This is a genomic window from Nocardia anaemiae NBRC 100462 (genome assembly GCF_001612725.1).
Taxonomy (GTDB): domain Bacteria; phylum Actinomycetota; class Actinomycetes; order Mycobacteriales; family Mycobacteriaceae; genus Nocardia; species Nocardia anaemiae.
In genome coordinates this window covers 19956-39039 of sequence record NZ_BDAZ01000053.1, presented here as the reverse complement: position 1 = coordinate 39039, position 19084 = coordinate 19956, and the positions used below count along the sequence as shown (strand labels likewise).

Below are 19084 nucleotides of genomic sequence, written 5' to 3'. Positions count from 1 at the left end.
ACGAAGGCCGGAACTAGAGCGCGGGGACGTCGGCCACCTTCGGTGGGAGCACCGGACGTGCTATGGCCTCGATCTCGGCGGCGTCGCGGGGCCGCGTGGTCAGGCCGAGTACCGGTTCGGTGGTGATTCGCACATTGTCGAGCACCGTATCCGCCAGCGGGTCACGCCAGTGGTCCCAGACGACCGACATATCCAGATGACCCATGTACTCGAGGTTGGCCGAGTCCGCGTGCAGCTTTTCGGTCTCGGTGAGCGCGGAGGCAATGGTGTCGGTCGGTGTGCGTCCCTGCTCTCCCGAGGTCTCGTCGACATCGGTGAGCCCGGCCATGATTCGGGTGAACGACACCTCTGGAGTGTCGCCCTCGTGCGCCTCCGTGAGCTTGTCCGCGTGCGCGAAGTATTCGTCGGAGCCTATGTACTGTTCGTACATACGCGAGACCAGCACGAGGAAACGTGAGTAGGCCCGTCGGGCAGTGTGCTCGTAGAAGGCCATCGCATCGGTCTCGCTCATTTCGCCACGCAGGGCGGTCGCGATCGCGGCGGCGGCGACGAGCCCGCCATAGGTGGCCAGATGCACGCCGGTGGACAGCAGCGGATCGAGGAAGGCGGCCGAGTCGCCGACCAGGGCATAGCCCGGACCGCTGAACCGGTCCGACACATAGGAGTAGTCCTGTTCGGCCTTGACCTCGGCGACCTGCGTTGCGCCTTCGAGCAGTGCGCTCATGGCCTTGCTGTCGCGAATCGTGTTGAGGTAGTAAGCGTCTCGACCCTGCTCGCGTAGTCGCTCGCCCGCCTTGCGGGCGGAAACCACATAGCCGACGCTGAATCGGCCGTTGGACAGGGGGATATGCCAGAACCAGCCGCCCTCGGGGGTGGACACGACATTGATCGCGCCCTCCGGGCTGTCCGGGTGCAGGCGCGCGCCCTCCCAGTACGACCAGACCGCGACATTGCGGAAGGCCGGATGCTGGCGACGCATGTTGAAGCGCCGCTTGGCCAGCAGGCCGTACCGTCCCGACGCGTCGACCAGAAAGTCGAATTCGGTAGTCCGAGTGCGGTTGTCACCGGGGCCGGTCCATTCCACGGCTACCGGGCGGTCACCATCGAAAATCACGTTCTCGACATTGGCGTTCTCGATCACCTGCGCGCCCTGTTCGGCCGCGTTGCGCAGCAGAATGTCGTCGAAGGCGTCTCGCTCGACCTGGTATGACCAGGCTTCGGCATCGACGAGCTGGGACCAGTCCAACAGCCAGTTATCGTTCTGCCACTGGAAATAGCCGCCCCGCTTGATTTGGAAGCCGTGCGCCGCGACCTTGTCGAACGCGCCGGAAAGACGCAGCGTCGACAGGCACGATGCGAGCATCGACTCACCGATGTGATACCGCGGGAACGTATCTCGTTCAAGAAGCGTCACCCGTATTCCTGATCGAGCCAGTAGAGCCGCGGTTGTCGACCCCGCTGGGCCGCCACCGACAACGAGGACATGCGGATCGTTCGCCATAGCACACTCCTTGGAACAGCGGCACCAACGCGGACTGTGCGTCCGCATCGGCAACCGAACCAACTCCGGTCCCACGGTGGTGGATCAACCCGGACCGAGCGTCGCCGTCAGTTAGCCATCCGTGGCGACGCCCTCGTCAGATTGTAGCGGCAACTATCGAATCATCAATCACCGGAGCGGATTTGGAGATCCAGGCAATCGGTGGTAACCGGTGCCTGAAGGGTAGCCACTACCGCGAATCGGACCTTATCGCCGACTCGCCCTTTACAAAGCACGCCTGGGCGGGTGTCGGATGCGGCGGCGCGGTGTCCGCGAATGCATATCAGCGCAGCGCTTTTTGTCGAGATCGTGCGCCGCGATCGGTGGGAATCGCCTGGGCGTGACAGGCAAGGCTGTTCGGTGTCGTTTGGCATCACCCCCTGCTTTCCGGCAAATTCAGGGTAAAGCCCAAACCAGGTCCGCGCGAGGCGTTCGCAAAGTTGACTTCTGCGATTGGCGACCGGTGCGGCGCGGTCGACACGCGGATTCCGCTGCGGTGGAAGTGATTTGCCCAGGCAGACGCCAGCAACGCGGGTGCGAACTGTCAAGGGCACCCGCGTTTATCTGATGGCGACGACTATTCGGGTGTCTGCTCGACTGACCCTGCTACCGCGACCGTGGCTTCCGCGGCGTGGCGGGCGACCTCGGGGGTGCATCGTCCGAGTCCGCACGCGGTGGCGACACCGAAGGCATTGCGACCCAATGCCTCCTCGAAAAGCGCGCGCGCTCGGTCGCTGTTCTCGACGGACTCGGTGGAAACCACCCCGGCGATCACCCGCCAGTCGGTGGCCAGGGATCGCAGGGGAGCGTAGAAGCGAGGTTCCAATGGTGCGGGCTCGGCGCCGTACGCACACGGAACATGGACCGGAGGCAGTGGCACGCCTTGTCGATCCAGCAGTCGCGCAGTGCGATTGAGCAGTGTCACCGCGGGAGCCAGACTGCGCGGGTCGAGCAGGCTCTTGTGCTGATAGTCGCCATAGCACAGGTGCACAATGGTTTCCGCGCCGATCTCGTGCAGCCGCCCGAGCACACCGGCGAGCTGGCGGGCGACCAGCGGGGCCAACGCCCACCGCGAACGAAGTTGTGTCGCTTTGACCATGCTCAACAGCGCGAAGGGCGACTCCAACTGCCAGACGACGCGATCGCCGTGACGAGCGATCACCTCGGATACCTCCTGCACCACCGCTTCGGTAAACACCGGCAGCTGCCGCAGCGCGGCGACGGCAAGATCGAAGTGCCGCAATGCCTTTCCGATCGGCAGCCCGCCGGATACCGCCGCGCCCGCGAATACGAACATCGCCAGATCCAGTGGATTCGGCAGGCTTATCTGGACCTTCGTCTCGGCCAGCTGGGGCCGTTCGCGCTGTAACGACTCGAACGCTGCCACCACTTCACCGATGCGTTCGACGCGGTCCATCGACACCTGCCGCACTTCGAGCTTGCGCCCGGATCGCAGCCCGTAGCTGGGGAAGTCGCTGTAGTCGGCGTATCCGCCGTCCTCGACGATCTCGAAGACATCGGAATGCTGCTTGCGGGTCCGCAGATAATCCATGATCCAGTCGGGGTCGAGATCGCAGGGTAGCGCGGTGACCGGCCAGCCCTCGGTGCGGTCGGCGAACCATTGCAGCACAGCGCGATCGTTCGTCATCAGGTCCGCTGGAAGACTGCCGACATAGTGTGCGTACCTGGTCATGGGTGACCCCTTAAGTTCGGAATACATACAATCGGACAGCCAATAGTGTCGCAGGTGCGCCACCGCGACAACTTCGACGTTTCCCGCTGTCGCACTATCGAATTCGGAGATCGACGGCGTACTGGGCGGATGGGGCGCAGTGCTGACGCGAGGTCAGGGTGAACCCTGATCTTCACCCGGATATCGGTGCTGAGCTGGTGATTTATCCATATCCAGCTGCCAGCATTGAGGAGTCGGATCGTCGGATGGCGGTTCGCCCGAGAGCTTCTGGAGGCTGGCATGTTGTGGAAAATCATCGGTGTCGTAGCGGTCGTCTGGATCGCGCTCGCCATCATCGGTGCGTTGATCAAGGGGCTGTTTCCGATTCTGGTGATCAGCGCGGTCGTCTTCGGGCTATACCTGCTGTACAAGGCGGTCGCGGGTTCGGACAACTCGACGGTGAGCAAGCTGTAGCGTCCAGCCGCGGGGCCCGCCGGGACTCGGGCGTTGCGGTTTCCAGAGGTGGGCCGTGCGGATAGCGCGCGGCCCATCCGCGTTCGCGGCATCTGCTTGAATGACCCGTGTGGAGCAGGTTCCCGAGGATTGGCAGCGCGGTCTCGTCATCGTGGCGCATCCGGACGATATCGAATACGGTGCGGCCGCCGCGGTGGCGCGGTGGACGGGACAGGGCAAGGACATTCGCTACGTCCTGGTGACCTCCGGCGAGGCCGGGATCGCGGGCATGCCGCCCGCCGAGGCCGGACCGCTGCGTGAGGCCGAAGAGCTCGCCGCCGCCAAGGTGGTCGGGGTGCGCGAGGTGGAATTCCTCGGCTATCCGGACGGCCGCGTCGAGGAAACCCTGGCGTTGCGTCGTGACCTGGCCGCCGCGATTCGCCGTCATCGTCCGGAATTCGTGCTGCTGTTCAATTTCGGTGACACCTGGGCTCCCGGCTACGCCAACAGCGCCGACCATCGCGCGGTCGGCCGCGCCGCCCTCGATGCCATATCCGATGCGGGCAACGAGTGGATATTTCCGGATCTGACCGACGCCCCGTGGTCGCCCCGGTTGGCCGCGGTGGTCGGGCCGAGTGCCACCCACGCCGTCGATGTCACCGACACCATCGAGCAAGCCGCCGCCTCGCTGGCCGAGCACCGCCGCTACCTCGAGGTGCTCAGCCCTGAGCCGGTCGCGGATCAGGTGCGCGCGGTCATCGATATGGCGACCGCCCCGAAGCCGGGATTCCCCGCCGCGCGCGCGGTCGGCTTCGAGCTCTACTACTTCGGCTGATCGCTGTGATTGCAGTCACGCTAGTTCGGGCGTCGGACCCGATTCCGTGAAAATGTCGTGGAAATCACGTTCGCCGGTCGCGACCGGCCTGGAGCCACCCGATGATTGGCCAGCCATGAGTGGCTGGTTATCTGCCCCGACGGTGCGAATGCCGTTGTCAGCGGGTGTCGATGGACCGCGGAGATTCAGTCGGAGGCAGGGCGCGCGACGGATTATGCGGCATTGCCGTGATAGCGAGAGCGTACTGATTCGGGGGTCGCGGCCGAGGGTGGGAACGTCGGGGCCGAGGTTCACCTAGGCTGTTACGGGCCGCGGCGTGAAGCCGATCGCGTTTCTTCGAGCGAGTGTCGTAACAGATTCCCGCGCTTGGGGATATGCGACAAGTTCGCTCTTGTAAACTCGAACGCTTGGCTTGCGGCGGTAAGCCGTCCGTTAGTGAAGTACGTGCGTTCCATTATGCGGGTGCGGTCTTTAGGCGCGCAATAGGTGAGAGGTGTAGTACCGGAAATGGCAAGGGATCGTCGTTCCGCACGTGGTAGTCGACGCCGAGTCGGTCTCCTCTTCGGGAATTTGCTCGCGGCCGCTGTGGAGTCCGCCGCCGATGCCGTCGCCATCCGGTTCAACCCTTCGGGCGACCCCTCCGATGACAGAAAGCTGACCTATCGCGAACTCGACGAGTTGTCCTCGCGCGTGGCGCGCGAACTCATCGAACGCGGGGTGGGCGCGGGCGATGTGGTGGCGATCGGTATCGCGCGCAGCATCGAATCCGTGCTCGCCGTATGGGCGATCGCCAAGACCGGCGCCGCGTACGTGCCCGTGGATCCCGGATATCCGGCCGATCGGATCGCGCACATCCTCGCCGATTCCGGTGCCGTCCTCGGGTTGACCACCACGGCACACCGCCCGGTGCTCGGCACGACCGTGGACTGGATCGAACTCGACGACCCGGTGCATGCCGCACGCATCGCCGAACGCCCGGCCCATCCGATCTCCTATGCCGACCGGGTTCGTCGGCTCGACGAGCGCCACCCCGCCTACGTCATCTACACCTCGGGTTCGACCGGACGGCCCAAGGGCGTCGTGGTCACGCACGGCGGCCTGGCCGGACTGGTTGCCGCGCAGCGCGAGCAGTACGCGGTGACCGGGGAGTCGCGGGTACTGCATGTCTGCTCGCCCAACTTCGACGTTTCGGTGCTCGAGCTGCTGCTGACCTTTTCCTCCGGCGCGACCTTGGTGATCGCGCCGCCGTCGGTATTCGGCGGAGCCGAACTCTCGGATCTGCTGCGCCGCGAGCGCGTCACCCACATGCTCATCACCCCGGCCGCCCTGGAATCGGTGGATCCGGACGGTCTGGACGAGCTGCGGGTCGTCGTGGTGGCCGGTGACAAGTTCGGACCGGAGCTGGTCGGCCGCTGGGCGGGCGAGCGTGCGTTCCACAACGGCTACGGGCCTACCGAGGCGACGATTCTCGCCACCAGCACCCCGCCGCTGGCGCCCGGCGAGACCATCACGATCGGCACGGCCATCGCGGGTATCGGTGCATTCGTACTGGACGCACGGTTGCGCCCGGTGCCCGCCGGGGTGATCGGTGAACTGTATCTGTCGGGTCCCGCCTTGGCGCAGGGCTATCTCGGGCGGCCGGGCCTGTCCGCCGAGCGGTTCGTGGCCAGCCCGTTCGGCGCCGATATCGGCACCCCGGGCGCGCGGTTGTACCGCACCGGGGATCTGGTGCGGCGCAGCGAAGAGGGCGGTGTCATCGAGTACCTGGGTCGCTCCGACTTCCAGGTGAAGATTCGCGGCTTCCGCATCGAACTCGGCGAAATCGACAACGCGCTGACCGGCCACCCGGATATCGACTTCGCGGCGACCCTCGGCAAGACGCTGCCGTCGGGTGCCACCGCGCTGGTCGCCTATGTTCTGCCGAGGCCAGGGGCCGAGGTCGATACCGAGGCGCTCGCCGAATTCCTTGCCGAGTCGCTGCCCGCGTATATGATTCCGGCCGCCTTCGTGGTGCTGGATGAGATCCCGCTGACCCCGGTCGGAAAGCTCGACCGCGCGGCACTGCCCGAGCCGGTCTTCGCGCCCCGTGAGTTCCGCGCGGCGGAGACACCGGTCGAGGAGATCATCGCCGAGGTGTTCGCGGAATTGCTCGGGGTCGAGCGCATCGGTCGCGACGATTCGTTCTTCGCATTGGGCGGCGATTCCATCCTGTCGATCCAGCTGGTCTCGCGGGCCAAGGCGCGCGGTGTGGTATTCACCGCCGCGGAGGTTTTCGAACATCGCACGGTCGCGGCATTGGCCGAGATCGCCACCTCGGCCGATGCGGTGGAGCAGCAGCGGCTGGCGGAACTGCCCGGCGGCGGGGTGGGCGAGCTGCCATTGCTGCCGATCATGTCGGCGATGCTGCCGACAGACTCGTCGTATCGGCGGTTCTCGCAGACGATGGCGCTGCGGCTGCCCGACGGCATCGATCGGGAAACCCTGGTCGCGACCATCGGCGCGGTCTTCGACCACCACGACATGCTGCGCGCTCGGCTGCGCGAGGCCACCGCGGACACCGCCAGGACCTTCGAGGCCTTGGCGCCCGGTGCTGTCGACGTCGACGCGCTGGTGCATCGGGTCGAACTGCCCGCCGATATCGATGATGCGGAGCTGTCGCGGCGGGCGAGCGTCGAATACGATGGGGCACTCGGCCGACTCGATCCCGCGAATGCGGTGATGGTGCAGTGCGTTTGGTTCGCCTTCCCGCAGGGCGGCCGCCGTCGGGATGTCTTGCTGGTCGTCGCGCACCACATCGTGGTCGACGGCGTGTCCTGGCGAATTCTGATTCCGGATCTGGCGATGGCCTGGTCGCAACTGGCGGCGGGACAGCCGGTGGCGTTGCCCGCCAACGGAACATCGATGCGGCGCTGGGCGCACGCCATGCGCGAGGCGGCGCAGGATCCGGTACGGATCGCGGAACTGCCATTCTGGCAACAGGTTTCGGATACCGAAGACCACCTGTTCGGTGCGCGTGCCTTCGATCCGGCGGTGGATACGTTCGGCACTGTCGATCGCGTCGAGGTGACGGTGCCCGCCGAGGTGACCGATGCGCTGCTGACCGCGATCCCGGGCCGGTATCGCGGTGGTGTCAACGACGGCCTGCTCTCCGCGCTTGCGCTCGCGGTGAGCAAGTGGCGCGGCGAAACCGCGGGCGGCACCGCGCTGGTCAAGCTGGAAGGTCACGGCCGCGAAGAGGGGCTCGTCCCCGGTGCGGATCTGTCCAGGACCGTCGGCTGGTTCACCAGCGCGTTCCCGGTCCGGCTCGATCTCGCGGGTGCCGATCTCGCCGAGGCGTTCGCGGGCGGAAAAGCCCTGGGCGACATCGTGAAATCGGTGAAGGAACAGCTGCTCGCGGTCCCCGACAAGGGGCTCGGCTACGGTCTGCTGCGCTACCTGAACCCGGAGACCGCCGCCGAACTCGGCGGTGCGCCTCAGATCAGCTTCAACTACCTCGGCCGGGTGTCGACGGGGAAGATTCCGGAGCAGCTCGGTGCCTTGGGGTGGGTTCCGGTCGGGGATCTCGGGCAGCTGGATGCCGAGATGGATCCGGATATGCCCGCCAATGGCGTGATCGATATCAATGCGATCGTCACCGACGGCGCGGACGGACCGCAGCTCGGTGCGTCGTTCGCCTTCCCGCGCGGATTGCTCTCGCGGGAGCGGGCGCAGGAGTTCGCCGATCTGTGGGTCGCGGCGCTGCACGCGCTGGCCGAGCATGTGCGGCGTCCGGACGCCGGTGGGCTGACGCCGTCGGATCTGCCGTTGGTCACGGTCGGCCAGTCGGATATCGAAGTGTTGGAACGGAATTACCCGGCGCTGTCGGATGTGTGGCCGCTGTCGCCGCTGCAGTCCGGTCTGCTGTTCCACGCGCAGCTCGCCGAGTCGGGTATCGACGTCTACACCAGCCAGGCGACGGTCGACCTGGGCGGCACCGTGGACGCCGAGCGCCTGCGGACCGCGGCCCAGGCCATCCTGGACCGCTATCCGAATCTGCGCACCGCCTTCGTCACCGCCGCCGACGGCCGCGCCGTACAGGTGGTCCTTGATCGAGTCGAAGTGCCTTGGCGGGCAGTTGATCTGACGCATCTGCCGGAATCGGAGCAGCTGGCGGAGCTGCGGCGGCAGGTGGCCGAGGAGCGGGAAACCGGCTTCGATATGTCGGCCGCGCCGCTGATGCGATTCACCCTGTATCGCACCGACCAGTGGCATCTGGTGATCACCACCCACCACATCCTGCTCGACGGTTGGTCGATGCCGCTGCTGATGCGAGATGTGTTGGTGCTCTACGCGACTCGGGGGGATCGGTCCGCGCTGCCGCGGGTGCCCTCCTATCGCACCTTCCTGAGCTGGTTGGCCGGTCGGGACCGGGAGGCGTCGCTGCGGGCGTGGGAACAGGCGCTGTCCGGTGTGACGGAGCCGACGCTGCTCGCCCCGCAGTCGCGGGCCGTCGAAGGCCCCGGCGGCAAGGTGGTCACCGAGATCGATACCGAGCGCACCCGCCGGATCTCGGAGTTGGCGGCCGAGCTCGGCGTCACGGTGAACACCGTGTTGCAGGCCGCGTTGGGCATCTTGCTCGGACGGTTCACCGGTCGCGACGACGTGGTGTTCGGCACCACGGTATCCGGCCGTCCGGCGGAGTTGTCCGGCGTCGAGTCGATGGTCGGTCTGTTCATCAATACGCTGCCGGTGCGCGTGCGGGTCGACGGACAGCGCGCGGTCGGTGAGTTCCTGCAGTCGCTGCAGCGCGAGCAGGCCGGTCTGCTGGACCACCACTATGTCGGTCTCACCGATATCCAGCGGATCGCCGGTGCCGGAGCGCAATTCGACACCCTGCTGGTCTTCGAGTCCTACCCGATCGACCGGGAGGCGATCGCGGCCGCCGATTCCATCGACGGTATGTCGGTGACCGCCGTAGGCATGGAGGACGGCGCGCACTACCCGCTGACGCTGGTGGCGATCGCGACCTCGACGATTGAGCTGACGTGGCGGTATGCCGGTGGCGGGTTCACCGCCGATGAGGTGGGAACCTTTGCCGCGCGGCTGATCCGGGTGCTCGACGCGCTGATCGGCGATCCCGCGGCCCTGGTCGGCGATATCGACATCATGCTCTCAGACGCCGAGCGGGATCGAATCCTGCTGGACTGGAACGACACCGGTCATCCGGTCGAACCCGAGCTGCTGCTGGACGGCTATCGACGCGAGGTGGCGGCGCATCCGAATCGGGTCGCGGTGGCCTACGAAGGCGCCGAGCTCACCTACGCGGAGCTCGATGAGCGGGTGAATCGCCTTGCCCGCCTGCTGATTTCGCAAGGTGTCGGCGCGGAATCACTGGTCGGCCTCGCGATCCGGCGCTCGCTGGATCTGGTCGTCGGCATGTACGCGATCCTCACCGCGGGCGGTGCGTACGTGCCCGTGGACCCGGATCATCCGGCCGATCGCGTCGAGCACGTGCTGACCGCCGCCGAGCCGGTGTGCGTGCTCACCACGACCGCGGACGCCGTGCCGGTGCCGGACGGAATTCCGTTGCTGCACATCGACACCGCGGAGCTGGACGGATTCGCCGGTACCCCACTGGCGGCCGAGGAGCTGCTGCGGCCGGTGCGCCAGGAAAGCCTGGCGTATGTGCTGTTCACCTCCGGCTCCACCGGACGGCCCAAGGGTGTCGCGGTCTCGCACCGGGCGATCGGCAACCATCTGGCCTGGATGCAGTCGCAATATCCGCTGCACGCCGACGATGTGTACCTGCAGAAGGCCGCCTTCACCTTCGACGCCTCGATGTGGGGCTACTTCATTCCGCTGCGGCTCGGCGCCAAACTGCTGATGGCCACGCCGGACGGCCATCGCGACGCCACCTACATCGCCGAAACCATTGCTGCGCAGCAGGTTACCGTCACCGACTTCGTGCCGTCGATGCTCGCGGTATTCGCCGCCCACACGCCCGCCGGTGCGATCCCGACGCTGCGGCACATCATCGTCGGTGGCGAGCTGCTGCCCGCGGAGACCGTGGCCGCGGTGCGCGCGGTCTGCGACGCGTCGGTGCTCAACGTGTACGGGCCGACCGAGACCGCGGTCGCCGTCACCACCTGGCTCGCGACCGTCGACGATCAGGGCGGGCTGCCGATCGGATCGCCGGTCTGGAACAGCCGTCTGTACGTGCTGGATTCGCGCCTGCGGCCGGTGCCCGCCGGGGTCACCGGTGAGCTCTACATCGCCGGTGATCAGCTGTCGCGCAGCTATCTGGGGCGCGCGGATCTGACCGCGGAACGGTTCGTGGCCAACCCGTTCGGAACGGGCGAGCGGATGTACCGGACCGGCGACCTGGTGGCCTGGAGCGCGCCGAGTGTCCTGAAATACCTGGGCCGCACCGACTTCCAGGTGAAACTGCGCGGACAGCGCATCGAACTCGGCGATATCGAGGCGGCGCTGCTGGCGCAGCCGTCGGTGAATCAGGCGGCCGTACTGGTCGTGCCGACCGAGCTCGGCGACCAGCTGGTGGCCTACGCGGTCCCGGTGCCCGGCGCGCACCTCGAGGTGGAGCCGCTGCGTGCCGCGTTGGCGGGCACGCTGCCCGCGTACATGGTTCCGGCCACGATCGTGGAGCTGGCCGAGTTCCCCCTCAGTACCGCGGGCAAGCTGGACCGCAGGGCGCTGCCGCGACCGACATTGGCGGGCCGGGAATTCCGCGCGCCGTCTACCCCGCTCGAAGAGATCGTCGCAGGCGTGTTCGCGGAGGTGCTCGGTGTGGACCGGGTCGGCGCCGACGACGACTTCTTCACCCTTGGCGGCAACTCATTGGTAGCCACCCAGGTCGTGGCCCGGCTGAGTGCGGCGTTGGGCGCGCGGGTGCCGGTACGCACGCTGTTCGACGCACCGGTGGTCGCCGACCTGGCGGGACGCATCGTGCCGGATTCCGAGCACGCGGATCGGCCGCCGCTGACCCCGGCGGTGCGACCGGAGCGCATCCCGCTGTCGCTGGCACAGCATCGGATGTGGGTTCTCAACCAGGTCGATACCGAATCCCCGTCCTACAACCTGCCATTCGCCATCCGGCTCACCGGCACCTTGGACGTGCCCGCCTTGCGCGCGGCTGTCGCCGATGTCCTGGAGCGGCATGAAGCGCTGCGCACGCGGTTCCCGGTCGACGGTCCGGACGCGACGCCGCGCCAGCAGATCCTTTCCGTGGCCGAAACGCTGCCGAACGGGCTGGAGGTCGAGACGACCGCCGATCCGGAACGGGTCGCGGCACTGTTGTCCGCCGGATTCGATGTCACCGAACACCCACCCGTGCGCATCCGGTTGTTCTCCGATCCGGCCCGCGACGAGCATCTGCTCGTCCTCGTCACGCATCACATTTCGGCCGACGGTGTCTCGCTGGCGCCGCTGGCGCGGGATCTGGCCACCGCCTACCTCGCGCGCACCGCGGGGATCGCCCCTGGTTGGGCTCCGCTGCCGGTGCAATACGCCGATTTCGCGCTCTGGCAGCGCGAAGTCATCGGCACCGAGGACGACGAGAACTCCATTGCCGCACAGCAATTGGCGTATTGGCGGCGACAGCTGGCCGGTGTGAGTGAAACCGCGCGGCTGCCGCTGGACCGCCCGCGTCCGGCGCAGGCGTCGATGCGCGGTGCGGCGACCGAATTCGCCGTGCCCGCCCAGGTGCACGCCGCATTGGCCGACCTTGCGCGCCGGCATAATTCGTCGCTGTTCATGGTGGTACACGCCGCGCTGGCCGCGCTGCTCGCCCGGCTGTCCGGCGGCTCGGATATCGCGATCGGCACGCCGATCGCGGGTCGCGGTTCGGCCGAACTGGACGATCTGGTCGGCATGTTCGTCAATACGCTGACCCTGCGCACCGATGTCGATCGCGACGCTTCGTTCGCGACATTCGTCGAGCAGGTCCGCGAGACCGACTTGTCCGCCTTCGCCAATGCGGAGATCCCGTTCGAGCGGGTGGTCGAGGAGGTACTGCCAGCCCGGGCCGTCTCGGGTAATCCGCTGTTCCAGGTGATGCTGTCGTTCCAGAACATCGAGCAGCCGAGCCTGGAATTGCCCGGCCTGACCGTCTCGGCCGTCGATACCGGTGAGATCGTCGCGAAATTCGACCTGCAGGTGATCGTCGAGGCGCGCCGGCACGACGACGGCACGCCGGACGAGCTGGTCATCGGCTTCGCCTATGCGACAGACCTTTTCGAGGAAGCCACCATCCAGAGTCTCGGCCGCCGATTCGAGCGGATCCTCGCCGCGGTCGCCGCCGACGCGCAGGTGATCGTCGGTGCCATCGACATCCTCGACGAGGCCGAACGGAACCGGGCACTGGCCGCGCCCGTGCGGACCGCGGAACCAGGACCGGCCGAAGAGCTTACGCTGCTGCCACAGCTGTTGGCCGATGCCGTCGACACCAACCCGGACGGTGTCGCGGTGATCTTCGCCGACGCCACCGAGCAGCTCGCCGAATGGGAGTATGTCGACCTCGACGAGCGCTCGAGCAGGCTGGCTCGCCTGCTGATCGACCGTGGCATCGGCCCGGAGGATCTGGTCGCGATCGGGATTCCGCGTTCGGCGGAGTCCGTGCTCGCGGTGTGGGCGATCGCCAAGACCGGTGCCGGATACGTCCCGGTGGATCCCAACTATCCCGCCGAGCGGGTCCGGCACATGATCGCGGATTCGCATGCGGTGCTGGGACTTACCGTCACCGAGGTCCACGCCGACCTGCCCGACGAGGTGCCATGGCTGACCATCGATGCCGACGATATCGATCGGCGGCTCGACGACTACAGCGGCGATCCGGTGACGGATGCGGATCGGTTGCGGCCGTTGCGCGCCGCGCATCCGGCCTATGTCATCTACACCTCGGGATCGACCGGTAAGCCCAAGGGCGTGGTCGTCACACAGGCCGGTTTGTCGAGTTTCTGTGCCGAACAGCGCGAGCGCTACCGGGTGACGAGCAGTTCGCGCACCCTGCATTTCGCATCGCCCTCGTTCGACGCGTCGGTGCTGGAACTGCTGTTGGCCATCGGTGGCGCCGCGACCATGGTGGTGGCCGCGCCGACGGTCTACGGCGGCGACGAGCTGGCCGCGCTGCTGCGCCGGGAGCGGGTGACGCATGCGTTCATCACGCCCGCGGCGCTGGCATCCGTAGACCCGACCGGCCTGGACAAACTCCGCGTGGTCATCGCCGGTGGCGAGGCCTGCCCGCCGGAGCTGGTGCGGCGCTGGACGATTCCGATCGCCGGGCGGCGGACCCGCGAGTTCTACAACGGGTACGGGCCGACCGAGACCACGATCATGACCAATATCAGCGCGCCGCTGGTGCCGGGGGAGACCGTCACCATCGGCGGGCCGATCCGCGCCATCACCGAGTACGTACTGGACGAGCGGCTCTCGCCGGTGCCGGACCGCGCGGTCGGCGAGCTCTACATCACCGGCGCGCAGCTGGCCCGCGGCTACCATGAGCGCCCCGCGCTGACCGCCGCCCGGTTCGTAGCCAACCCGTTCGATCGCGACGGCACCAGGCTGTACCGGACCGGCGATCTGGTCCGCCGTACCCACGACGGTGCGCTGGAATATCTGGGCCGCAACGACTTCCAGGTCAAGGTCCGCGGCTTCCGCATCGAACTCGGCGAAATCGACGCCGTGCTCGCGGCGCACGAAACCGTCGACTTCGCGGTCACCGTCGGTCACGAAATCGCCAGCGGTGCGACCATTCTCGTCTCCTATGTGCATGCCGCCGCCGGTGCGGTGGCCGATGCCGACGAGCTCACCGCCTTCGCAGCGAACAGCCTGCCCGCGCATATGGTGCCGACCACCGTGATGGTGCTCGACGAGATTCCGCTGACCCCGGTCGGCAAACTCGACCGCGCCGCCCTGCCCGCGCCGGTGCTGCACACCAGGGCCTACCGTGCGCCGTCCGGGCGATGGGAAGAGCTGGTCGCGAGCGTATTCACCGAATTGCTCGCACCAGGGACACCGGTCGGCGCCGACGACGGTTTCTTCGAATTGGGCGGCAACTCGCTGATCGCCACCCGGCTCGCGGCGCGGCTGGGGGCCGCATCCGATACCCGGGTTCCGGTGCGGCTGCTGTTCGAGGCGTCGACGGTGTCGGCGCTCGCGGCCAGGCTGAGTGAGAACGAGGCCGGAACTGACCGTCCGGAACTGATCGCCGGTCCGCGGCCGGAGCGGATTCCGCTGTCGGCGGCGCAGCAGGCCATGTGGTTCCTCAACCGGCTGGATACCTCCTCGTTGGCCTACAACGTGCCGATGGCGGTGCGTCTGACCGGCGCCGTCGATACCCAGGCGCTGCGGGCGGCGATCGGGGATCTGGTGACCCGTCACGAGATTCTGCGCACGGTATACCCGCCCATCGATGCGGGCCCGGTGCAGGTGATTCTGCCTGCGGCGCAGGCCATTCCGCCGATGCTGGTGCAGACCATCGATCCGGCCGAAATCGTGGACGCGGTGGCCGCGTTGGCCAGGACCGCCTTCGATCTCACCGTCGAGGTGCCGGTCCGGGTCAGCCTGTTCGACCTCGGCGACGGCGCGAATGGGCGCGAATACGTGCTGGCGATGGTCGTGCACCACATCGCGGGCGACGGTTCGTCGATCGGCCCGCTGGCCCGGGATCTGATGACCGCGTATGTGGCGCGCAGCGCCGGGCAGGCGCCGAATTGGGCCCCGCTGCCGGTGCAATACGCCGACTACAGCATCTGGCAGCGCGAACTGCTCGGCGACGAGGACGATCCGGAATCGTTGGCGGCCAAGCAGATCGGGTACTGGCAGCAGGAATTGGCCGGACTGCCCGAGCAGCTCGACCTGCCCTCGGACTGGCCGCGGCCGCTGGCGCGCTCCTACGCCGGTGGTCAGGTGTCGGTACGGATCGACGCCGAAACCCACAGCGCGCTGGCCGAATTGGCGCGCGCGCAGGGTGCCACGGTGTTCATGGTCGTGCACACCGCACTCGCCGTGCTGTTGGCGCGGTTGTCCGGGACGAACGACATCGCCATCGGTACCCCGATGGCCGGGCGTGGCGACGCCGCGCTCGACGACCTCATCGGCATGTTCATCAATACCCTGGTATTCCGGACCCGATACGACGGCGGCGCGTCTTTCACGGAGCTGCTCGCGCGGCAGCGTGAGACCGATCTGCAGGCGTTCGCGAATTCGGATGTGCCGTTCGAGCGCTTGGTCACCGTGCTGAACCCGGTGCGCTCGCCCTCGCGGCATCCGCTGTACCAGGTGGGGCTGTCGTTCCAGAATCTGGACCGCGTCGCACTGGAACTGCCGGGGCTGACCGTCGCGAGCCTGGATGTCGGCGTCGAGGTATCGCAGTTCGACCTGCACTGGTACATCGGCGACGCCTACGACGAGGCGGGCACGCCGCTCGGTATCGGCGGCATGGTCACCTACGCCGCCGATATGTTCGACCCCGCCACCGTGCAGGTTTTCGTGGACCGGTTCGCGCGCCTGCTCACCGCCATCGCCGCCGATCCCGATATGGTGCTCGGCGAGATCGAGCTGACCGATGCGATCGAACGCGCCGCTCTGCTGTCGGATGCGGCCGACACCGCGCACCCGGTCTCGGCGCAACACCTGCTGACCGGCTACCGCCGTGCGGTGGCGACGACACCGGATGCGGTGGCGGTCGTGCACGACGAGACCGCATGGACCTATCGGGAATTCGACGAGCGCGTCAACCGCATCGCCAGGTACCTGATCGCACAGGGTGTCGGTCCCGAATCCGTTGTGGCGCTGGGGATACCGCGTTCACCGCAGTTGGTCGCCGCGATGTACGCGGTGTTGACCGCGGGCGGCGCGTATCTGCCGCTGGACCTCGACCATCCGGCCGACCGGATCGGGTACATGGTGGCGACGGCCGAGCCGGTCTGTGTACTGACCACCGAAGGCAATTCGGTACCCGTCACCGAAGTTCCCGTCATCGATATCGATACCCTCGACCTGTCGGAATACTCCGGGAACCCGGTCGATTTCGGTGAACTGCGCGCACCGCTGCACGCCGATCATCCGGCGTATGTGCTGTTCACCTCCGGCTCGACCGGTCGGCCCAAGGGCGTCATGGTCTCGCACGGCGCGATCGCCAACCAGATCGAATGGATGGTCGCGGAGTACGGGTTCGGCCCCGAGGATGTCTACCTGCAGAAGACGGCGACGACCTTCGACGTGTCGCTGTGGGGTTATTTCGCACCGATGTGGGTCGGCGCGCGGCTGGTGCTCGCCGCACCGCACGGGCAGCGCGATCCGGGCTATATCGCGGAGCTGATCGCGACCCACCAGGTGACGGTCACCGATTTCGTTCCGTCGGTACTGCAGGTCTTCCTGGCCGCTGCCCGAGTGCAGCAATTGGCCTCGCTGCGTGCGGTATTCGTCATCGGTGAGGCCTTGCCGCCCAACACCGTCGCCGATTTCGCCGCGCTGTCCGATGCCGGACTGCACAACCTGTACGGCCCCACCGAGGCGGCGGTATCGGTGACGTATCGGCCCGCCTCCATCGACGATCGGTTGACGGTGCCGATCGGTGTGGCGCTGTGGAATACCCGCACCTATGTGCTGGATTCCCGGCTCCATCTCGTCCCCGCCGGTGTTGTCGGCGAATTGTATTTGGCGGGAAGCCAATTGGCGCGCGGCTACCTCGGCCGTGCCGACCTGACCTCGGATCGGTTCGTCGCCGACCCGTACGGCCCGGCCGGTGCCCGGATGTACCGGACCGGTGACCTCGTGCGCCGCCGTGCCGACGGCGTACTGGAATATCTGGGACGTACGGACTTCCAGGCGAAGATCCGTGGCCACCGGGTCGAGCTGGGGGAGATCGAGGCCGCGCTGCTGGCGGATCCGTCCGTCGCCCAGGCCGTGGTCGTGGTGGCGAAGTCGGAGACCGGCGATCAGTTGGTCGCCTATGTGGTGCCGGTAACCGAACTCGATGCCGATGTGCTGCGCGACTCGCTGGGGCACGTGCTTCCGGGCTATATGGTGCCCTCGGCCATCATGGTGCTCGAATCCTTCCCGGTGAACAGCAGCGGCAAACTGGACCGCGCCGCGCTGCCGCGGCCGGTCCTGCGCGCCCGCGAATTCGTGCCACCGGCGACCGCCACCGAGTTCGCTGTCGCCGAGGTTTTCGCCGAAGTGCTCGGCATCGCTCGAGCCGGAGCCGAGGACGACTTCTTCGATCTCGGCGGTACCTCGCTGCTCGCCTTCACCCTGCAGCGAGCCCTGGCCGGCCGCCTCGGCATCGACGTGCCGATGGCGGCGCTGTTCACCGCGCCCACCGTGCGCGGCCTGGCCACCCGCCTCGACAATCCGGACGCGACCGTGGCCGTGGTCCCGGGCACCGACACCGCGACGATCACCACCGATGCCGTGCTCGAACCCGACATCGATGGTGCGGGTCTCGCACCGGCTCGGATCGAGGCCTCGCGTGATGTACTGCTTACCGGCGCAACCGGATTCGTCGGTGTGCACCTGCTGCGGGAACTGCTGTCCAGCACCGCGGCGACGGTCTGGTGCCTGGTGCGCGGCGAGGATAGCGAGCGGGCCTACAAGCGGATTCGCGACGCCATGCAGCTGTACCGGATCTGGGACGATGCCTATCAGGGCCGAATCGTCGCTGTCGCAGGAGATCTGGCCGCACCCGGACTCGGTCTCGACCAGTCCGACTGGGCCCGGCTCGCCGAGCAGATCGACACGATCTACCACAACGGAGCTCGCGTCAATCACATCGAGCCCTATGCGCGCTTGCGGGCCGCCAATGTGTCGGGCACCCGCGAGGTGCTGCGGCTGGCGACCACCGCTCGGATCAAGCCGGTGCACTTCGTCTCCACGGTGAACGCCGTGATTCCGAATGCGCCCGCACCGGATTTCGTCGCCCGCGAGGATGCGCAGGTGCCGGTCGGCGAGGTATCCGGAAACGGTTATGTGGCAAGTAAATGGGTTGCCGAACAACTGGTCCGCCAGGCCGGTGCACGCGGTGTGCCGGTGAGCATCTACCGTCCCGGAATCGTGTCCGGTGATCCACGGGTCGGGGTGAACAGCGTCGACGACTCGTTCTGGAACATGATCCGGGCGGCCGCGATCCTCGGACTCGCCCCGGAGATCGGCGACGCCACCATGTCGCTGGTGCCGGTGAACTATGTGGTGGGCGCCATCGTCGCGCTGGCGGATCAGCAGCCGGTCGGTGCGGCGTATCACCTGGTGAACAACCTGCCGGTGGCGATCGCCGATATCTTCGAAGCCCTGCGCAGGCACGGGATCCCGATCGAGATCGCATCGATCGAGGAGATCGCGACCAAACTGGCCGAGGAAGCGGCGGCGCGCGATGCCACCGGCGACGATTCGCTGGTGCGTGCCGCCTTGGTCAGTGGCAACTACGGCGGGGCCGCGGCCGCCGTCGAGGACACCAATACCCGACTCGAGTTGGCGCAGTACGGTATCCACTGCCCGCCCATCGATGCCGAGGCCTTGGACGCCTATGTCCGGTCCTTCATCGATGCGGGTTTCTTCCCCGCCCCGAGCGACGTCCAGCTGTAGAGAGGAA

General features: G+C 67.2%; 5 protein-coding genes. 3 read left to right on the top strand and 2 right to left on the bottom strand.

Features of this window, described 5'->3' with window-relative positions; translation table 11 throughout:
• Positions 1–13: 13 nt before the first annotated feature.
• Both NA5_RS27265 and NA5_RS27260 read right to left on the bottom strand, forming a co-directional pair.
• A complete protein-coding gene (locus NA5_RS27265; RefSeq protein WP_062991035.1) occupies positions 14–1501 on the bottom strand; it encodes an NAD(P)/FAD-dependent oxidoreductase in 1488 nt (495 codons plus the stop codon).
• 616 nt (positions 1502–2117) lie between these two features.
• Positions 2118–3233 (bottom strand): hypothetical protein, encoded by a 1116-nt coding sequence (locus NA5_RS27260; protein ID WP_062991033.1) that lies wholly within the window; start codon positions 3231–3233, stop codon positions 2118–2120.
• Positions 3234–3512: 279 nt separating this feature from the next.
• Here NA5_RS27260 and NA5_RS41425 point away from each other — a divergent pair, with 279 nt between their 5' ends.
• The 3 genes from NA5_RS41425 (at position 3513) to NA5_RS27250 (ending at position 19077) form a co-directional block, all read left to right on the top strand.
• A complete protein-coding gene (locus NA5_RS41425; protein ID WP_169811369.1) occupies positions 3513–3686 on the top strand; it encodes a hypothetical protein in 174 nt (57 codons plus the stop codon).
• A gap of 109 nt (positions 3687–3795) precedes the next feature.
• Positions 3796–4500 (top strand): PIG-L deacetylase family protein, encoded by a 705-nt coding sequence (locus tag NA5_RS27255; protein WP_062991150.1) that lies wholly within the window; start codon positions 3796–3798, stop codon positions 4498–4500.
• A gap of 507 nt (positions 4501–5007) precedes the next feature.
• Entirely contained in the window at positions 5008–19077 is a 14070-nt protein-coding gene (locus NA5_RS27250; protein WP_084484449.1) for a non-ribosomal peptide synthetase, read from the top strand.
• The last annotated feature ends 7 nt before the right edge of the window (positions 19078–19084 follow it).

What these genes read in the sequence shown, in the direction of transcription:
- NA5_RS27265 (WP_062991035.1), bottom strand. Translation starts at nt 1,501, where the DNA reads ATGGCGAACGATCCGCATGTCCTCGTTGTCGGTGGCGGCCCAGCGGGG.
- NA5_RS27260 (WP_062991033.1), bottom strand. Translation starts at nt 3,233, where the DNA reads ATGACCAGGTACGCACACTATGTCGGCAGTCTTCCAGCGGACCTGATG.
- NA5_RS41425 (WP_169811369.1), top strand. Translation starts at nt 3,513, where the DNA reads ATGTTGTGGAAAATCATCGGTGTCGTAGCGGTCGTCTGGATCGCGCTC.
- NA5_RS27250 (WP_084484449.1), top strand. Translation starts at nt 5,008, where the DNA reads ATGGCAAGGGATCGTCGTTCCGCACGTGGTAGTCGACGCCGAGTCGGT.